Source organism: Xylanimonas allomyrinae (genome assembly GCF_004135345.1).
Classification (GTDB): Bacteria; Actinomycetota; Actinomycetes; order Actinomycetales; family Cellulomonadaceae; genus Xylanimonas; species Xylanimonas allomyrinae.
Window position 1 is genome coordinate 2,556,746 of the sequence record NZ_CP035495.1, and the last position, 14,458, is coordinate 2,571,203.

The 14,458-nt window shown below is 74.7% G+C and carries 15 protein-coding genes, 1 pseudogene and 1 riboswitch; of the genes and pseudogenes, 10 read left to right on the forward strand and 6 right to left on the reverse strand.

All coding sequences use genetic code 11. The annotated features are described in order from the left end of the window. Nucleotides 1-31: 31 nt before the first annotated feature. Both ET495_RS11665 and ET495_RS11670 read right to left on the reverse strand, forming a co-directional pair. On the reverse strand, nucleotides 32-424 hold the full coding sequence (locus ET495_RS11665; protein ID WP_129204947.1) for a hypothetical protein: 393 nt from the start codon (nucleotides 422-424) through the stop codon (nucleotides 32-34). A 256-nt stretch (nucleotides 425-680) separates the two neighbouring features. Beyond that, nucleotides 681-1,511, reverse strand: coding sequence for a sortase domain-containing protein (locus ET495_RS11670; RefSeq protein WP_129204948.1), 831 nt, complete (start codon nucleotides 1,509-1,511; stop codon nucleotides 681-683). 194 nt (nucleotides 1,512-1,705) lie between these two features. Continuing rightward, nucleotides 1,706-1,791, forward strand: a riboswitch (SAM riboswitch). Nucleotides 1,792-1,796: 5 nt separating this feature from the next. Here ET495_RS11670 and ET495_RS11675 point away from each other — a divergent pair. Both ET495_RS11675 and ET495_RS11680 read left to right on the forward strand, forming a co-directional pair. Beyond that, on the forward strand, nucleotides 1,797-2,279 hold the full coding sequence (locus ET495_RS11675; protein WP_129204949.1) for a rhodanese-like domain-containing protein: 483 nt from the start codon (nucleotides 1,797-1,799) through the stop codon (nucleotides 2,277-2,279). Further along, complete coding sequence (locus ET495_RS11680; RefSeq protein WP_129204950.1) at nucleotides 2,276-3,550, forward strand: O-succinylhomoserine sulfhydrylase; 1,275 nt, start codon at nucleotides 2,276-2,278, stop codon at nucleotides 3,548-3,550. Before ET495_RS11675 ends, ET495_RS11680 begins: the two co-directional genes overlap by 4 nt. Before the next feature lie 39 nt (nucleotides 3,551-3,589). Here the strand turns inward: ET495_RS11680 and ET495_RS11685 are convergent, their stop codons facing one another. Together ET495_RS11685 and ET495_RS11690 are read right to left on the reverse strand one after the other, a co-directional pair. Continuing rightward, complete coding sequence (locus ET495_RS11685) at nucleotides 3,590-4,261, reverse strand: hypothetical protein (RefSeq protein WP_129204951.1); 672 nt, start codon at nucleotides 4,259-4,261, stop codon at nucleotides 3,590-3,592. A gap of 314 nt (nucleotides 4,262-4,575) precedes the next feature. Then, nucleotides 4,576-5,268 (reverse strand): hypothetical protein, encoded by a 693-nt coding sequence (locus tag ET495_RS11690; protein ID WP_129204952.1) that lies wholly within the window; start codon nucleotides 5,266-5,268, stop codon nucleotides 4,576-4,578. Nucleotides 5,269-5,279: 11 nt separating this feature from the next. Between ET495_RS11690 and ET495_RS11695 the strand changes: the two genes are divergently transcribed. The 6 genes from ET495_RS11695 (at nucleotide 5,280) to ET495_RS11720 (ending at nucleotide 11,488) form a co-directional block, all read left to right on the forward strand. Next, on the forward strand, nucleotides 5,280-7,076 hold the full coding sequence (locus ET495_RS11695) for an ATP synthase F0 subunit B (RefSeq protein WP_129204953.1): 1,797 nt from the start codon (nucleotides 5,280-5,282) through the stop codon (nucleotides 7,074-7,076). Between the two features lie 247 nt (nucleotides 7,077-7,323). Then, the gene (locus ET495_RS11700) at nucleotides 7,324-7,767 is read left to right on the forward strand and encodes a helix-turn-helix domain-containing protein (protein WP_129204954.1); all 444 of its coding nucleotides are present in this window, start codon (nucleotides 7,324-7,326) and stop codon (nucleotides 7,765-7,767) included. Nucleotides 7,768-7,880: 113 nt separating this feature from the next. Then, the gene (nrdI, locus tag ET495_RS11705) at nucleotides 7,881-8,351 is read left to right on the forward strand and encodes a class Ib ribonucleoside-diphosphate reductase assembly flavoprotein NrdI (RefSeq protein WP_342770098.1); all 471 of its coding nucleotides are present in this window, start codon (nucleotides 7,881-7,883) and stop codon (nucleotides 8,349-8,351) included. A 107-nt stretch (nucleotides 8,352-8,458) separates the two neighbouring features. Continuing rightward, the gene (locus ET495_RS11710; RefSeq protein WP_129204955.1) at nucleotides 8,459-9,517 is read left to right on the forward strand and encodes a TIGR04053 family radical SAM/SPASM domain-containing protein; all 1,059 of its coding nucleotides are present in this window, start codon (nucleotides 8,459-8,461) and stop codon (nucleotides 9,515-9,517) included. A gap of 75 nt (nucleotides 9,518-9,592) precedes the next feature. Then, nucleotides 9,593-10,384 (forward strand): MBL fold metallo-hydrolase, encoded by a 792-nt coding sequence (locus ET495_RS11715; RefSeq protein WP_129206009.1) that lies wholly within the window; start codon nucleotides 9,593-9,595, stop codon nucleotides 10,382-10,384. A gap of 300 nt (nucleotides 10,385-10,684) precedes the next feature. After that, on the forward strand, nucleotides 10,685-11,488 hold the full coding sequence (locus tag ET495_RS11720; protein ID WP_129204956.1) for a phosphatase PAP2 family protein: 804 nt from the start codon (nucleotides 10,685-10,687) through the stop codon (nucleotides 11,486-11,488). 13 nt (nucleotides 11,489-11,501) lie between these two features. On the opposite strand, the gene purQ is transcribed toward ET495_RS11720, so the two are convergent. Together purQ and ET495_RS11730 are read right to left on the reverse strand one after the other, a co-directional pair. After that, nucleotides 11,502-12,215, reverse strand: a complete 714-nt coding sequence (gene purQ / locus ET495_RS11725) for a phosphoribosylformylglycinamidine synthase subunit PurQ (protein ID WP_129204957.1) — start codon at nucleotides 12,213-12,215, stop codon at nucleotides 11,502-11,504. Beyond that, nucleotides 12,215-12,450, reverse strand: a pseudogene (locus ET495_RS11730) (phosphoribosylformylglycinamidine synthase subunit PurS). The gene purQ and the pseudogene ET495_RS11730 overlap by 1 nt, the downstream one beginning before the upstream one ends. 806 nt (nucleotides 12,451-13,256) lie before the next feature. On the opposite strand from ET495_RS11730, the gene ET495_RS11735 reads away from it, so the two are divergent. Continuing rightward, nucleotides 13,257-13,811, forward strand: a complete 555-nt coding sequence (locus ET495_RS11735; RefSeq protein ID WP_245993044.1) for a DUF4190 domain-containing protein — start codon at nucleotides 13,257-13,259, stop codon at nucleotides 13,809-13,811. 135 nt (nucleotides 13,812-13,946) lie between these two features. Continuing rightward, nucleotides 13,947-14,456, forward strand: coding sequence for a histidine kinase (locus ET495_RS11740; RefSeq protein ID WP_129204959.1), 510 nt, complete (start codon nucleotides 13,947-13,949; stop codon nucleotides 14,454-14,456). Nucleotides 14,457-14,458 lie beyond the last annotated feature (2 nt).

Here is a 14,458-nt window from a genome sequence, read left to right on the forward strand (position 1 = left end):
CGACGACGGGCCGTTGACCGGCCTCGCCGGGTCAGCCTTCGTCGCCCGCGGGCGACTCCTCCGGTGCTGCCGACGCCTCGGGCGACGCCGCGCCCTCGGGGCTGGCCGACGCGTCCGGCGCGGGCGTCGCGGCGTCGCCCTTGGCGCGTGCCACGACGCCGTACTCCAGGTCCTTGCCGTCGGCGCTCACCCCGACGCGCACGGAGTACTCCGTGCTCGACAGCGAGTACGTCGGCCCGGCGTCCGTCCGGGACTGCCCGACGACGGCGAACCCGGCGTCCTTGAGCTTCGAGACCGCGTCGGCGATCTGGTCCGCGTGCCCGTCCACCGTGAGGTTCCAGGCGTCGCCAGATCGCTCGGCCGCGCGCAGGCTGGTCGACTGCAACGGCACCTGTGCGACGGGGAAGCCGTCGGGCACCTTCACCGAGCCGCACCCTGCGAGCGGCAGGATCAACCCGCCTGCAAGGGCAGCGATCAACACGGATCGGGAGACCCGGTTCCTCAGGGGACGCATGTGCACCTCTCCGATCATCAACACGAGGACGAGCGCCCCGCGGCCAGGGGCCGGGCGGCCGTGGGGCAGGGCGCTCCAGGCTAACGAGCGGCCCCTCGTGGGGCTGCGTCCCCTTTCACCTGCGGATCGACCCGTGTCACCATCTGGCCTCTGCCCCGGCCTCGGGTCAGTGCCCGAGCAGTGCTTCCGGAACGCCGGCGTCGTGCTCGGCCCAGCCGACCAGCGTGCCGGTCACGACCCAGCGGTGGTCGTTGCCCCAGGACCCGAGCGTCAGCGAGTGGCCGGTGTAGAGCGTGACGAGCCGTTGCGTGGGCTGCGCATCCGGGTGGCCGGGCACCGGTGCCAGCACGTCGCCGCGGGTCGCCGCGACCGCCTCGGACCCGGTGACCTCGTAGACGAACCACGCCGTCGTCGTCTCGACGACCAGCGTGTCTCCTGCCCGCAGGTCCGGCAGACGGAGGAAGCCGCTGCCGTACGTGCGGCGGTGCGCTGCCAGGACGAAGTTGCCGATCTCGCCGGGTGCCGCCGCACCGACCTCGTGGCCCGCCGCGCCGCTGTCGAGGACGCCGTCCGTCGTCCCTTCCTTGATCGGGATGCCGTCGGCGAGCGCCTCGCCGTCGGCGGCCCAGCTGGGCACGTAGAGCATCCCCCAGGGGCTCGTGCGCAGGTCCGCCGCGGGCGGCTGGGCCTCCGCGAGGTCGGTGTGCAGCTGTGCCGTGCGCTCGACGACGTCGTGCGCCTTCGCGCGGAACTGCGTGACGGCGCGCGTCTTGGCCTTGCTCGCGACGACGTCCGTCCCGAAGGCCGACCAGGCGACCCCGGACCCGGCGCCGAGGCTCAGGCCCAGCGCGAACGCGCCCAGGCAGGCGAGCAGACCCCTCAAGCCGGGGCGGCGTCGCGGTGCGGAGACCCGGCCACCGTGCTTGCCTGCGTGGCCGCCCGTCTGTCTCTTCTCGGAGCGGGAGACGGTCGAGCCGACTGTGCGACCCTCGGTCACGCGTGCTCCTCGTGTGGTGGTTGGCGGGGTTCGACGGCGCCGTGGACGTTAACCTCTGCCCGTCGCGGCCCCGTGGTCGTGTCGCGTCGTGACCAGCGCGGGTGTCGCGTGGTGACGCCGCCGCCGGTGTCCGCCCGGCCCCGCGGGCATGAGACACCGTGGCCGCGCCCGAGCGGCGCGGGCTACGATCGCCGCGACCATCCCGAGCGGCCGAGTGACGTGGCACGACGACGCCGCAGCAACCCTGTCCGCAGGGTGCTCCCGCCACGAACGATGGAGGACGACATGAGCGACGTCACCGTGGTGCCCGCCGACGGCTACGCCGGGGACCTGAGCCCCGCCGACACCTGGGAGCTGCTGAGCACCGACCCCCGCGCCGTCCTGGTGGACGTGCGCACGCAGGACGAGTGGGAGCAGATCGGCGTGCCCGACGTCGCGACCGCCGGCAAGCGCACCGTGTTCGCCCAGTGGGTGCTGCGCGACGGCCGCCCCAACCCCGAGTTCCTGGCTCAGCTGCGCGCCGGGCTCGCCGAGTCCGGCGCGGGCGCGGACGCCCCGGTGGTGTTCCTGTGCCGCTCGGGCCAGCGCTCGGTCGGCGCGGCGCGCCTCGCCACGCAGTCCGGCATCGCGCCGTCGTTCAACGTCCTGGAGGGCTTCGAGGGCGCGCCCGGGCCCGACGGCGTCCGCGACCGGGAGGGCTGGAAGGTCGCCGGCCTGCCGTGGCGCACCACGTTCGCCGACGGCGCGCCCGCTGGCGACGCGCGATGAGCACCGTCTTCACGGGCCCGGCGGGCGACCGCTTCCCCTACGGCGGATCGGGCCGCGGCCCGCTGCCCGCGTCGGCGCGCCCGCGCACGCTCGCCGTGCGCGGCGGCCACCACCGCACCGAGTTCCAGGAGACGGCCGAGCCGGTCTTCCTCACGCAGGGCTACGTCTACGACAGCGCCGCCGACGCCGAGGCGGCGTTCGCGGGCGACCTGCCCCGGTTCGTGTACTCGCGCTACGGCAACCCCACGGTGCACACCTTCGAGGAGCGCCTGCGCCTGGTCGAGGGCCCCGAGGCGCAGGCCTGCTACGCGACGGCGACGGGCATGAGCGCCGTGTTCACCACTCTCGCCGCGCTAGTGCGCAGCGGCTCGCGCATCGTCTCGGCGCGTGCGCTGTTCGGCTCGACCAACGTCATCTACGAGGAGATCCTCGCCAAGTGGGGCGTCGTCGTCGACTACGTCGACGGGCACGTGCCGTCCCAGTGGGAGGAGGCCCTGTCGCGCCCGGCCGACGTCGTGTTCTTCGAGACGCCGTCCAACCCCATGCAGGACCTCGTCGACGTGCGGCACGTGGCACGGCTCGCGCACGCGGCCGGGGCCGTCGTCGTGGTCGACAACGTGTTCGCGACGCCCGTCCTGCAGAAGCCGCTCCAGCTCGGCGCCGACGTCGTCGTCTACTCGGCGACCAAGCACATCGACGGTCAGGGACGCGTGCTGGGCGGGGCGATCCTCGGCTCGCGCGAGTTCCTCGAAGGGCCCGTGCAGACGTTCATCCGCAACACCGGGCCGTCGCTGTCGGCGTTCAACGCCTGGGTGCTGCTCAAGGGACTGGAGACGCTCGACCTGCGCGTACGCGCCCAGGCCGACGCCGCACTGCACGTCGCCCGCGCGCTCACCGACCTGCCGGGCCTGAGCACGGTGCGCTACCCGTTCCTGCCCTCGCACCCGCAGCACGAGCTCGCGGTGTCACAGCAGTCGGGCGGCGGGACCGTCGTGACGTTCGACCTCGCGGTGCCCGACGGCCTGGACCCGCGCGAGGCCAAGCAGCGGACCTTCCGGTTCCTCGATGCGCTGCGGATCGTCGACATCTCCAACAACCTCGGCGACGCCAAGTCGATGGTCACCCACCCGGCCACGACGACGCACCGCAAGCTCGGGCCCGAAGGCCGCGCGAAGGTCGGCATCGCCGAGACGACGGTGCGCCTGTCCGTCGGGCTGGAGGACCCGGCCGATCTGGTCGAGGACGTCGAGCAGGCGCTCGCGGCCGCCTGAGGGCGGCTGCGTCACCGGCCGCCGTCGGCGCCGGGGGCGTCAGGCGAGGCGGAACGGGCGGCCCGCCGCAAGCCGGGTCAGGCCCGCGCACACCTTGTCCGTGAGCAGCGCACGGACCCGGTAGACGCCGGGGACGACCCCGGACAACGGCAGGCGCGCGCGCCACTCGCCGTGGTGCCAGCCAGGCTCGACGAGCCCCGTCGAGACGACGACACCCTCGGCGTCGTCGCACACCAGCATGACGACGAGCTCGCGGCCCTGCTCGTGCGTCCCGAGGCCGAGCTCGCCCGAGGCGACGAGGTGGGCGCCCGCGTCGGGCTCGTCCGTCACGACATGATGACGGTCGACGTGGACGAACCCGTCGACGAACTCGTCGACGTTGACCCACCGGGTCGCGTGAGCCTGGTTGAACCAGGTGTCGGTGACCCGGGCGGCGACGGGCCGCACGCCCATGTGGCGACGCGACAGCGCGCCGTCCTCGAACCGCACGAGCCAGCGCCCGCCCTCGACCCGCCCGGTGCGCATGACGTCCGCCACACTCACCTCGACCTCGGCGCCTTCGACCCGCGAGCCGTGCGCCCGGCCTGCGACGGCGAACCCGTCGAACGTGGAGAGGGTGCGCGGGCAGTCGGTCACCTCAAGTCGCGGTGCGACGTAAGGATCGGTGTCGGTCTCGGCCCTCAAGGCCGTCGGCTCATCGACGAGCGACATGGTTCGCGCCTTCCTGCGGGTCCCTGGTGACGCCCATCCTGTTGCATCGTTTTCGCTCGCCTCCAACGATGCGGTCGCAACTGAGTACTGGGCCGCTCCCGCTAGAGTGGCCGCATCCCGCCGCGACTCCAGGCCGTCGCACGACCGCGGCCAGCGCGCCACCGGATGCGACGTCCCCAGCGTCGCGCGAACGCGCGGCGAGTAGCGTTGTACCAGGCACCGGGAGCACCCGGTGCGTTCATCCAGGGAGAACGAGTGACCGACGGCATCGCGAGTCCCCCACGGCCCCTCGGAGCGCCGGAAGGCCCGCACGGCTATGGCCAGCGGATGGAGCGCATGGTGGCGATGGCTGCCGCCGAGGCTGCGGAGGCCGTGAGCGACGCACGCGAGAAGGCCGCGCAGCTGCTCGCCGACGCTCGCCGCGACGCCGACGCCAGATTGTCCGAGGCCCAGGTCCAGGCGACGACGACGGTCGCCTCCGCGCGCGCGGGGCCGAGCGGCTTCTCGCCGAGGGACGCGACGACGCGCAGACCACGCGCCGCCAGGCGACCGCCGCCGCCGAGAGCCTCACCCGCGAGGCCCAGCAGGCCGCCGCGGACGAACGCCGTCGCGCCGAGCACGACGCCCACGTCACCGTCGCCGACGCCGAGGAGAAGGCACACCGCCTCGTCGAGGAAGCCCGCGCCCAGGCGGCACGCCTCGAGGCTCGCGCCCAGGCGCTGCGCGACGAGGCCGAGGCCACCCGTGCCCAGGCACTCACCGAGGCCGACGAGATCCGTCGCACCGCGGTCGCCGATGCCGACGAGAAGACGGCCACCGCGTCCGCACACGCCGCCAGCCTTGTCGCCGAGGCCCAGGCCGAGGTCGCGCGCGTACGCGCGGAGGCCGAGCGCAGCACGCGAGAGCTCGTGCAGCGCCGCGACCAGATCGCCGTGCAGCTCGAGGCGCTGCGCCGCTCGCTCGGGCTCGGTGGCACCGCCGCCCCAGCCTCCACCACCACGAACCACGGAGTCGAACAGTGAGGCCCTGGCGCCGCTCCAACCCGCACGACGAGGCCACCGGACCGGAGACGCCCCGGCCCTGGTGGGACAAGGCCCAGGGCGTGCCCGCACCGCCCGACTTCGACGCCATCGTCGGCGACGCACCTCCGCTTGAGCCACCCGTCGACGCCGTGCCGCCGGCAGGTGTGTACGCGCCGGTCCGCCGCACCGTGCTGGGCGGGATCACGCGACCGGCCGGCCCCTCCGACCAGGCGCCGCCGCCGTTCGACCCGGTGCTGCCGCCGTCGTTCGCACCGTCGGCGCCCCCCGCCGACGCGTTCGCGCCGCCGGCGGACGCGAGCGCGGAGGAGCGCGACGATGCAGACGGGATCGGTGCCGCGGTCGGCGCCGACGAGACGAGCGCCGACGAGACGAGCGCCGACCAGACGAGCGCCGAGCTGGCCGGCCCGGACCCGGTGAACACCGCCGACACCAGCGTCGGCGTGGACGAGGCCGGCTGGGACACGGCCGGCGAGGACGAGGCCGGCTGGGACACGGCCGGCGAGGACGGGGCCGACGAGGACGAGGCCGGCTGGGACACGGCCCGCCGGGACGAGGCCGGCGAGCCGGGCGCGGCGCGGCACGACGAGGAGCTCGACGTACCGACAGCGCTCGACGTGCCGGCGAACCTCGCCGGGACAGACCTCGAGCTGCCCGAGACCAGCGAGCCTGCAACGGACTCCGACGGCCACGAGGACGGGCACGAGGACGGGCACGAGGACGGCCACGAGGACGACCCCGCAGACGGCACCGGGTACGGCGCTGAGGACGGCACCGACGACGGCACCGCCGCGGGAAGCGACGCACCCGTCGACGCCTGGTCGGACACCGACGAGGGTCAGGCGGACGACGGCCTGGCCGACGCGGGCTGGGGCGACCCGCTGACGGACCACGCCATCCCCGTCGACGCCCTCACCGCGGAGAGCCTGCCCGAGGACGTCTCCGCCGACGTCCCTGACGCGGTCGCCGAGCACGGCACGCTCGCCGACGACGACCCGCCCGTGCCTGTTGCCGACACGGTCGTCGGCTTCGGCGAGCGCATCGAACGGCTCGTCGCCGCCGCCGTCGCCGAGGCGGAGAACACGCGCGCCGACGCCGAGAAGGAGGCCGAGCAGCTCGTCCAGTCCTCCCGCCTCGACGCCGAGCACACCGTCGCGGCGGCGCAGCGGCAGGCTTCCGCCTTGATCGCCTCGGCGCAGCGCCGCTGCGAGGACGAGCTCGCGGCCGCCCAGCGCACGCGCCACGAGGCGGAGGAGGCGATCGCCCAGGCGCGGCAGGAGGCCGAGGAGCTGCGCATGCGGGTCCGCAACGAGGTGTCGGAGCTGCGCGCCGAGATCGACCAGCACGCGCAGTCGATGCTCGCCCGCGCGCACGCCGACACGAACCGCACGCTCGCCGAGGCGCGCGCCGAGCTCGACGAGCTCGCCGCGCGCAAGACCGAGCTCGAGGCTCAGCTCGCCTCCATCCGGTCCTTGCTCAGCGACGCCGTCGTCGCTCCGCTGCCCCAGGAGGTCAGCGGGTTCCTCCACGTGCCCGCACACGACGCGGGCACGGAGACGGGCGCGGGCACGGAGACGGGCACGGAGACGGGCACGACGACGTACGGCGAGGCCACGGACGGCGAGGCCACCGGCGAGGCACCCTCCGAGGATCTCGAGAGTGCCATGGCCGACGACACCGACGAGGCAGCCGACGACGAGGCAGCCGGCGACGAGACGCCCGACGAGGACACGCACCCTGAAGGCGGCCTCGCGGGCGAGGCGGTGCAGGCCTGAGGCCGGCGGCGCCGACCCCGGGCACCGGCTGACCACGCGCACGAGGCACGGCCCGCGCCGAGCGCGGGCCCGAGCGTGTCCGCGACGTCCCGGCCTGCGGCGACCTCTCGCCTTCGGCCAGGTCCGCGCGCCCAGGCGCGCAGCCCCGTGTGCGCGTGCGGGCGCGATGCTCCCCGCGGCGCCTGCCGTCTGATGCGCCCAGCGCCAGCCGCCCCTCGCTTCGCGCTCCCCCACCGAGACTCGGAGGATGACGGCCACCTCGACCAGGCTCGGGAGGCGACGACTGGGCATCTCCGGCCGGCGCCGCCCGCCGCGCGACGTGCCGCCGCGCACCGCGCTGCGGGCGGGGGTCGTCGTCTACATCGCCCGGCACGCCGCCGACGCCGGGCTGACCCCGGCCCGCGTCGCGGCACGGTTCGGCGTCTCCCCGCGGACGCTGAGCAGGGCGTTCGCGCGCACCGCGCTCGACGTGCCCGGCCACATCGCGCACGCGCGTCTCGACCTCGCTCTCGAGGCGCTCCGCGACGCGCGCCTGGCCCACCTCGACGACGACGCGGTCGCCGCCCGCTGCGGGTACCGGTCCGCGACAGGTCTGCGCTGCGCCGTCGTCGCCGCCACAGGGATGTCGCCCGCCGGCTACCGCGGCCTCGTGCTCGACGGCCCCCGCCAAGGCAGCGGCGCACCCGCCTGACACCCTCGCGGTGGCGCACGTCGCAGGGCCACAGGTCACCGACCGCCGGGACCTTGTACCCACTGCGCGCCACGGCGGCCCTGCGCGGCACCGACCAGGAGCACGATGGGGCCGTGAGCACGCGCCCGGTCCCGCTGTACTACTACTCGTCGGCGTCCGGGATGGTGCGGCTGTTCGCCGAACGCGTGTGCGAGGGGACCGGCAGGCAGGCCCACGACCTCGGCGTCCGAGCCGTCCGCCAGTCCGTGCCCGACGAGCCGTGGGTACTGGTCACGCCGTCGTACAAGACCGGCAACCCTGACAACGACACGATTCCCGAGGCGGTGCGCCGGTTCTTGGCGAACCCGGTCACGCGGCGCCGTCTCGTGGGCGTCCTGGGATCGGGCAACCGCAACTTCGGCCGCCACTACCAGGCGGCGGCACGCCAGATCGCCGCGGCGTCGGGCAGGCCCCTGCTGCTGGAGTTCGAGCTTCAGGGCACGCGCTGGGACGTCGACGACGCGCGCCGCATCCTGGCCGACCTCGACGCCTCCCTTGCGGGCACCGCGCTCGCGGACGGCACGCTCGCAGCACCCACCCTCTGATCCCAGCGGACCCGACCACCAGGAGCACAGTCCATGCCCTCAGCCCCCACCCCACCGCAGCGATCGGCGCCGTCCGGCACGAGAACTTCGCGTACCAGCGCGCGCCCATGATCGTCTACTGGGAGCTGACGACGGCGTGCGGCCTCGCGTGCCGCCACTGCCGGGCCGAGGCGGTGCTCCAGGCACCACCAGGGGAGCTGACCACCCGCCAAGCCCTGCGCGTGCTCGACCAGATCACCGAGTTCGGCGACCCGCTGCCCCACGTCGTCATGACGGGCGGAGACCCGCTGCGCCGCCCGGACCTCGACGAGCTCATCGCCGCGGCGACCGCGCGCGGCATCGGCGTCTCGCTCGCGCCCGCCGTCACGCCGCTGCTGAGCCGCGCACGGCTCGAGGAGCTCAAGGAGCTGGGCGTCCAGGCCGTCTCGCTGAGCCTCGACGGCTCGACGTCGGCGCTGCACGACGGCGTGCGCCAGGTCCCAGGCACGTACGAGGCGACGCTCGCCGCGCTCGACGTCGCCGCCGAGGTCGGCATACAGGTGCAGGTCAACACGCTCGTCACCGCCGACACGCTGCCGGACATGCCCGCGGTCTACGAGCTGCTGCGCACGCGCACGCTCATGACGTGGAGCCTGTTCTTCCTCATCTCGACCGGGCGCGGCACCGCGCTGCGCGAGCCGTCGCCGGGCGACGCGGAGCGGCTCATGCGCTGGCTGGGCGGCGTCGCCCGCGAGGCGCCGTTCCAGGTCCGCACCACGGAGGCGACGCACTACCGCCGCATCGCCGCGGCACGGCACGAGAAGGCGGGGCTGACGGCACCCGAGATCGAGGCGCTGCCCATGGCGCGCGGGTTCGGCATCCGCGACGGCAACGGCATCGTGTTCGTGTCCCACACGGGCGACGTCACGCCGTCGGGGTTCCTGCCGCTCGCGGTCGGCAACGTCAAGGAGCGCTCGCTCGCCGAGCTGTACCGCGAGGACCCGACGCTGCTCGCGCTGCGTGACCCCGCCGGGTTCAAGGGCCGCTGCGGCGAGTGCGAGTACCACCTGTGGTGCGGCGGCTCGCGTGCCCGCGCGTACGCGTGGACGGGTGATCCGCTCGAGTCCGACCCGCTGTGCCCGTACAAGCCCGGGACGCGCACGACGGCGCTGACCGCGACGCCCTAGCGGAACTACGGTGGGGGCGTGCTCACGCCCGTCACGCCGTTCGCGTTCGCGCTGCGCGCCGACAACCCCGGCCCGATGACGCTCGACGGCACGCGCTCGTACGTGCTGCGCGCCCCCACGGGCGCGGCGGGCGCCACCGGAGACGTCCCGGCGCACCACGGCGACGCGCCGCGCTCGCCGCACGCGGGCGCCGTCGTCGTCGACCCTGGGCCGCTCGACGAGGCCCACCTGCGGGCGCTCGCGGCTGCCGGGCCGGTCGCGCTCGTCCTGGTCACGCACCGCCACGCCGACCACACGGCGGGCGCGGGGCGCCTGCGCGAGCTCACGGGCGCCCCGGTGCGGGCGCTCGACCCGCACCACTGCCTCGGCGCCGCCCCGCTGCGCGACGGCGAGGTGCTCCACGCCGCGGGCCTGCGCGTCGAGGTGCTGGCGACGCCGGGCCACACGGCCGACTCCGCGTGCTTCGTGGTCACGCCCGACGACGGCGACCCCGTGGTGCTGACGGGCGACACCGTGCTGGGTGCCGGCTCGACGGTGCTTGCCGAGCCGGACGGGTCGCTGGCCGGCTATCTGGCGAGCCTCGACCGTCTGGAGCGGGTCGCGACCCCGTCGTGCCGGGGCCTGCCGGGCCACGGCCCGGTCGTCGAGGACCTCGCGGGGAGGGTACGCGCCTACCGCGCGCACCGGCTCGAGCGGCTCGGTCAGGTCCGGGCCGCCCTGGAGGCGCTGGGCGCGGACGACGGCACGGGCGTGAGCGCGGACGCCGTCGTCGCGCTGGTGTATGCGGACGTCCCGGCGGCGGTCCGGGCCGCGGCCCGCCAGTCGGTCGTGGCCCAGATCGCCTACCTGCGGTCGCGGCCGCGCTGACGGGGTCGTCCCGGCGTCCGGCCGGGTCGGCGGGCGCCGGCGTCGCCTCCGGCGCCCACGGGGTACGGCCCGGCCGGACGCCGTTCGCGCCGGATTCGTACCGGCTCCTGATCACCAGGTGCCCATCCGCGCCTCGCACCGCGTGGCGCCGCATCGGCATCCCGTATTCTCCCTGTCGATGGCCACTTTCGTCGTCCCCCGCAGCATCCGCACGGCCGCCGTCCCGGCGGCCGTCGCCATGGTGCTCTGCAGGGTCAGCGCCGCGTGCGGGCGCGTGCCCGGCGGGGAAGGAAGGCCCGTATGAGCACCTCGCCGGGGAGTGCCGGGCGCGCCGGCGTGGTGCGCGAGATCGCGCTGTGCCTCGGTCTGTACGGCCTGTACACGGTGACGCGCCTGTGGGCGAGCGGCGCGTACCCGGCCGCCGCACGGAACGCGCTCGACGTCCTGCACGTCGAGCACCTGCTGGGCCTGGACATCGAGCGGGCCGTCAACCATGCGCTCAGCCCCGTGACCTGGGTCAGCGTGGCGTCGTCGTACTGGTACGCGACGATGCACTTCATCGTCACGCCGCTCATGCTCGTGCTGCTGTACCGCTACCGGCACGACGTGTACCGGGTGGCGCGCACGGCCCTCATGGGGGCGACGTTCTTCGCGCTGCTGGGGTACTTCTTCTTCCCGACGGCGCCGCCGCGGCTGCTGCGCGGCTACGACTACATCGACACGGTCGCCTCGACCGCCCGCTACGGGTGGTGGCCGTCGCAGGAGGCGCTCGACACGGGTGCCGGGGCGGCGACGAACCAGTTCGCGGCGATGCCCTCGATGCACGTCGGGTGGGCGCTGTGGGTCAGCATCGTGCTGGCCGTCCTCGTGCGCCGCCGGTGGCTCAAGGTGCTCGCGTTCACCTACGTCACGGCCACGACGGTCGTCGTCGTCCTGACGGGCAACCACTGGGTGCTCGACGCCGTGGCGGGCGGCGCGCTCGTGGCTGCGGCCTGGGGTCTCGCCACCTGGTACGAGCGCACCACGCAGGGCGCGCGAGAGCCCGAACCCGCTCTCGTCGCCGCCGATCAGGCGCTCGACGAGAGCGTCGCCCGGTCGGGCTGACCTCCCGCAGCTCTCAGGCGCCGACGAGCGCGGCGAGCGCCGAGGTGAAGAACGTCAGCCCGTCGGTGCCCTGGCGCGCACCCGCGTCGGAGTCGGGGCCGAAGCCCTGCTCGACGGCGTGCTCGGGGTGCGGCATGAGGCCGACGACGTTGCCTCGCTCGTTGGTGATCCCCGCGATGTTGCGGCGCGACCCGTTGGGGTTCCAGCCGTCGTAGCGGAACACCACGCGGCCCTCGGCCTCCAGCGCGTCGAGCGTGCGCTCGTCGGCGACGAACTGGCCGTCCTGGTTCTTGAGCGGGATGGTGATGCGCTGCCCTGACGCGTACTGGTTGGTCCAGGCGGTCGCGACGTTCTCGACGACGAGCGTCTGTTCGCGGCAGATGAAGTGCAGGTGGTCGTTCTTGACCATCGACCCGGGCAGCAGGTGCGCCTCGGTGAGGATCTGGAAGCCGTTGCAGATGCCGAGCACGGGCATCCCGCCACGCGCGGCGTCGGCGACCGACGTCATGGCCGCGGCGAACCGGCTGATGGCGCCGGCCCGCAGGTAGTCGCCGTAGGAGAACCCGCCGGGGATGACGACGGCGTCGACGCCGTGCAGGTCGGCGTCCGCGTGCCAGAGGGCCACGGGGGTGGCGCCGGCGAGGCGGACCGCGCGCTGCGCGTCGCGGTCGTCGAGCGTCCCGGGAAAGGTGATGACGCCGATGCGGGCGCCCTCGGCCCCCGCCATCAGGCGGGCACCCCGGACGCGTCGACCACCGAGACGACGTCCTCGATGATCGGGTTGCTGAGCATGGTCTCGGCGGCCTGCTGCGCGGCGGCGAGGATCTCGGGCGTCACGTCGCCCTCGACCTCGAGCTCGAACCGCTTGCCCTGACGCACGCTGGTGAACTGCGTGAACCCGAGGCGCGGCAGCGCCCCGACCACGGCCTTGCCCTGGGGTCCAGGATCTCGGGCTTGGGCATGACCTCGACGACGACGCGTCCCACGGGGGCTCCTTCACGTTGGGTCACCGTCGCTCCGGGGTCCCTCCCCGTGCGGGCCTGCGGCAAGGCCGGGCGGCGCGGTTCGAGCGGGAGCACGACGGCGGGGTTCCGCGCGTCAGTCTAGCGGGCGGGCGCGGCGGTGCGGCACGCCCAGGCGCTGCGTCTCGATGCGCCATACAGACTATGCTCAGGTTTTGGTCAGAGACAAAGGAGTCCCGATGGCCCCAACGCAGCCCCGACCGATCCGCGGGCCGACGGCGGCGACCGCCTGCCGCACGGCGTCACCCCGCAGGGCACGCCGCCGCCCGGGGTCACACCCCCGGGCGTCACGCCGCCAGGCGTCACGCCTCCCCCTGCGACGCCTCCCCGCGCGACGCCGGGCCCCGCCACGCCGCCCTACGGCACGCCTCACTACGTCATGCCTTCCCACATCACGGCGCCCCGCGCCACGCCTTCCGACGGCACGCCTTCCCACAGCACGCCTTCCCGTGGCACGCCGCCGCCCGCGACGCCTCCCCGCGCGACTCCGGGGCCCGCCACGCCGCCCTACGTCACACCTCCCCTGCCGCGCCCTCCTCCGGTAGGCCTCCACACGGCACCGCCGACGGCGCGCGCCCCCGGGCTCCCCGCCCCGGCAGCCTGCCGGACCTCCCGGAGCGGCCTCCGGCCCGCCCGTCCCGATGCCGCCGGGCGGCCAACCGGCCTCCCCGGGTCCCGGCGGCCAGCGGGCCACCGACGGCGTCTCGATCGCGGCCCTCGTCACCGGGGTCCTTGCGATTCCTCTCGTGCCCTTGGTCCTCGGCCTCGTGGGCCTTCGCCGCACCCGGCGCCTGAACCTCACCGGCAGAGGCTTCGCCATCGCCGGCATCGCGCTGGGCGCCGTGACGACCGTCGTGTGCTCGGCGCTCGTCTTCTACCTCGTCATGATCCTCCGGTCGGACGCCTTCCAGGAACTCGTCCACATCGGGTTCGCCGAGACGGAGCTCACGCAGGCACCGCAGATGTCCCTCGGCGAGTGCTTCGACGTCTCGGGCGACGACCTGGCGCCGGGCCCCACCGTCGACTGCGCGCACGCGCATGACGCCGAGGTGGTCGGCGTCCAGGACGTGCTCTTCGAGTCGTACCCCGGTGCGAGTGCGCTCGACGCCGACACGCGCGACTTCTGTCTTGAGACGTTCCCGGAGTATGTCGGGGTCGAGTACGAGGACTCTTCGCTCGACATGAGCTATCTCTTCCCGAGCATGACGTCCTGGGCGCAGGGCGACCGGCAGCTCGTGTGCTACGTCGTCGCCGGCATCGGCGAGCCGCTCGTCGACAGCGTGCAGGGATCGGGCCGCTGACCCCGGCGTGACCGCCGCGCGGCTCCGAGCGGCCACTCGGAGCCGCTCGTAGGCACTCGTGGGCACTCGTAGGCACGAGTACGCCTGACACCACACGATCTTGTGGCGACACCATCATGGTGTCATAGTGGTGTCATGGACCTTGCGCGCTACGTCGACGACCTCCAGCAGCGGCTCGCCCAGGCGGCCGATCTCGCCGGGGACGACGCCACCCGGCTCGTCGAGCGGCTCACCGCGCCGCTCGACGCTGCCGTGCGCCTCGTGCTCCTCGACGCGCTCTCGGTAGCGGCCGGCGAGATCTCGGCCGAGCTCGCGCCCGGGACCGTCGACCTGCGCCTGCGCGGCGGCGACCCCGAGTTCGCCGTCGTCGCCCCGCCCGCCCGGCCCGCCGGCAGCGCGGCACCCGACGCGCCCCCGCCCGTCCCGCCGACCGACGGCGACGAGGGCACCACGACCCGCACGACGCTGCGCCTGCCCGACCACCTCAAGGCGCAGGTCGAGTCCGCCGCCGCTCGCGACGGCGTCTCCGTCAACACCTGGCTCGTGCGTGCCGTCGCTGCCGGGCTCCCGGGCGCCGCCCCGCAGCCCGCCACGCCCACCCGCCCCGAGCAGCGCGGCAACCGCCTCACCGGCTGGGTGCGCTGAGC

What these genes read in the sequence shown, in the direction of transcription:
- ET495_RS11715 (WP_129206009.1), top strand. Translation starts at nt 9,593, where the DNA reads ATGACGCTCGACGGCACGCGCTCGTACGTGCTGCGCGCCCCCACGGGC.
- ET495_RS11685 (WP_129204951.1), bottom strand. Translation starts at nt 4,261, where the DNA reads ATGTCGCTCGTCGATGAGCCGACGGCCTTGAGGGCCGAGACCGACACC.
- ET495_RS11740 (WP_129204959.1), top strand. Translation starts at nt 13,947, where the DNA reads ATGGACCTTGCGCGCTACGTCGACGACCTCCAGCAGCGGCTCGCCCAG.
- ET495_RS11720 (WP_129204956.1), top strand. Translation starts at nt 10,685, where the DNA reads ATGAGCACCTCGCCGGGGAGTGCCGGGCGCGCCGGCGTGGTGCGCGAG.
- purQ (WP_129204957.1), bottom strand. Translation starts at nt 12,215, where the DNA reads ATGGCGGGGGCCGAGGGCGCCCGCATCGGCGTCATCACCTTTCCCGGG.
- ET495_RS11680 (WP_129204950.1), top strand. Translation starts at nt 2,276, where the DNA reads ATGAGCACCGTCTTCACGGGCCCGGCGGGCGACCGCTTCCCCTACGGC.
- ET495_RS11700 (WP_129204954.1), top strand. Translation starts at nt 7,324, where the DNA reads ATGACGGCCACCTCGACCAGGCTCGGGAGGCGACGACTGGGCATCTCC.
- ET495_RS11710 (WP_129204955.1), top strand. Translation starts at nt 8,459, where the DNA reads ATGATCGTCTACTGGGAGCTGACGACGGCGTGCGGCCTCGCGTGCCGC.
- ET495_RS11675 (WP_129204949.1), top strand. Translation starts at nt 1,797, where the DNA reads ATGAGCGACGTCACCGTGGTGCCCGCCGACGGCTACGCCGGGGACCTG.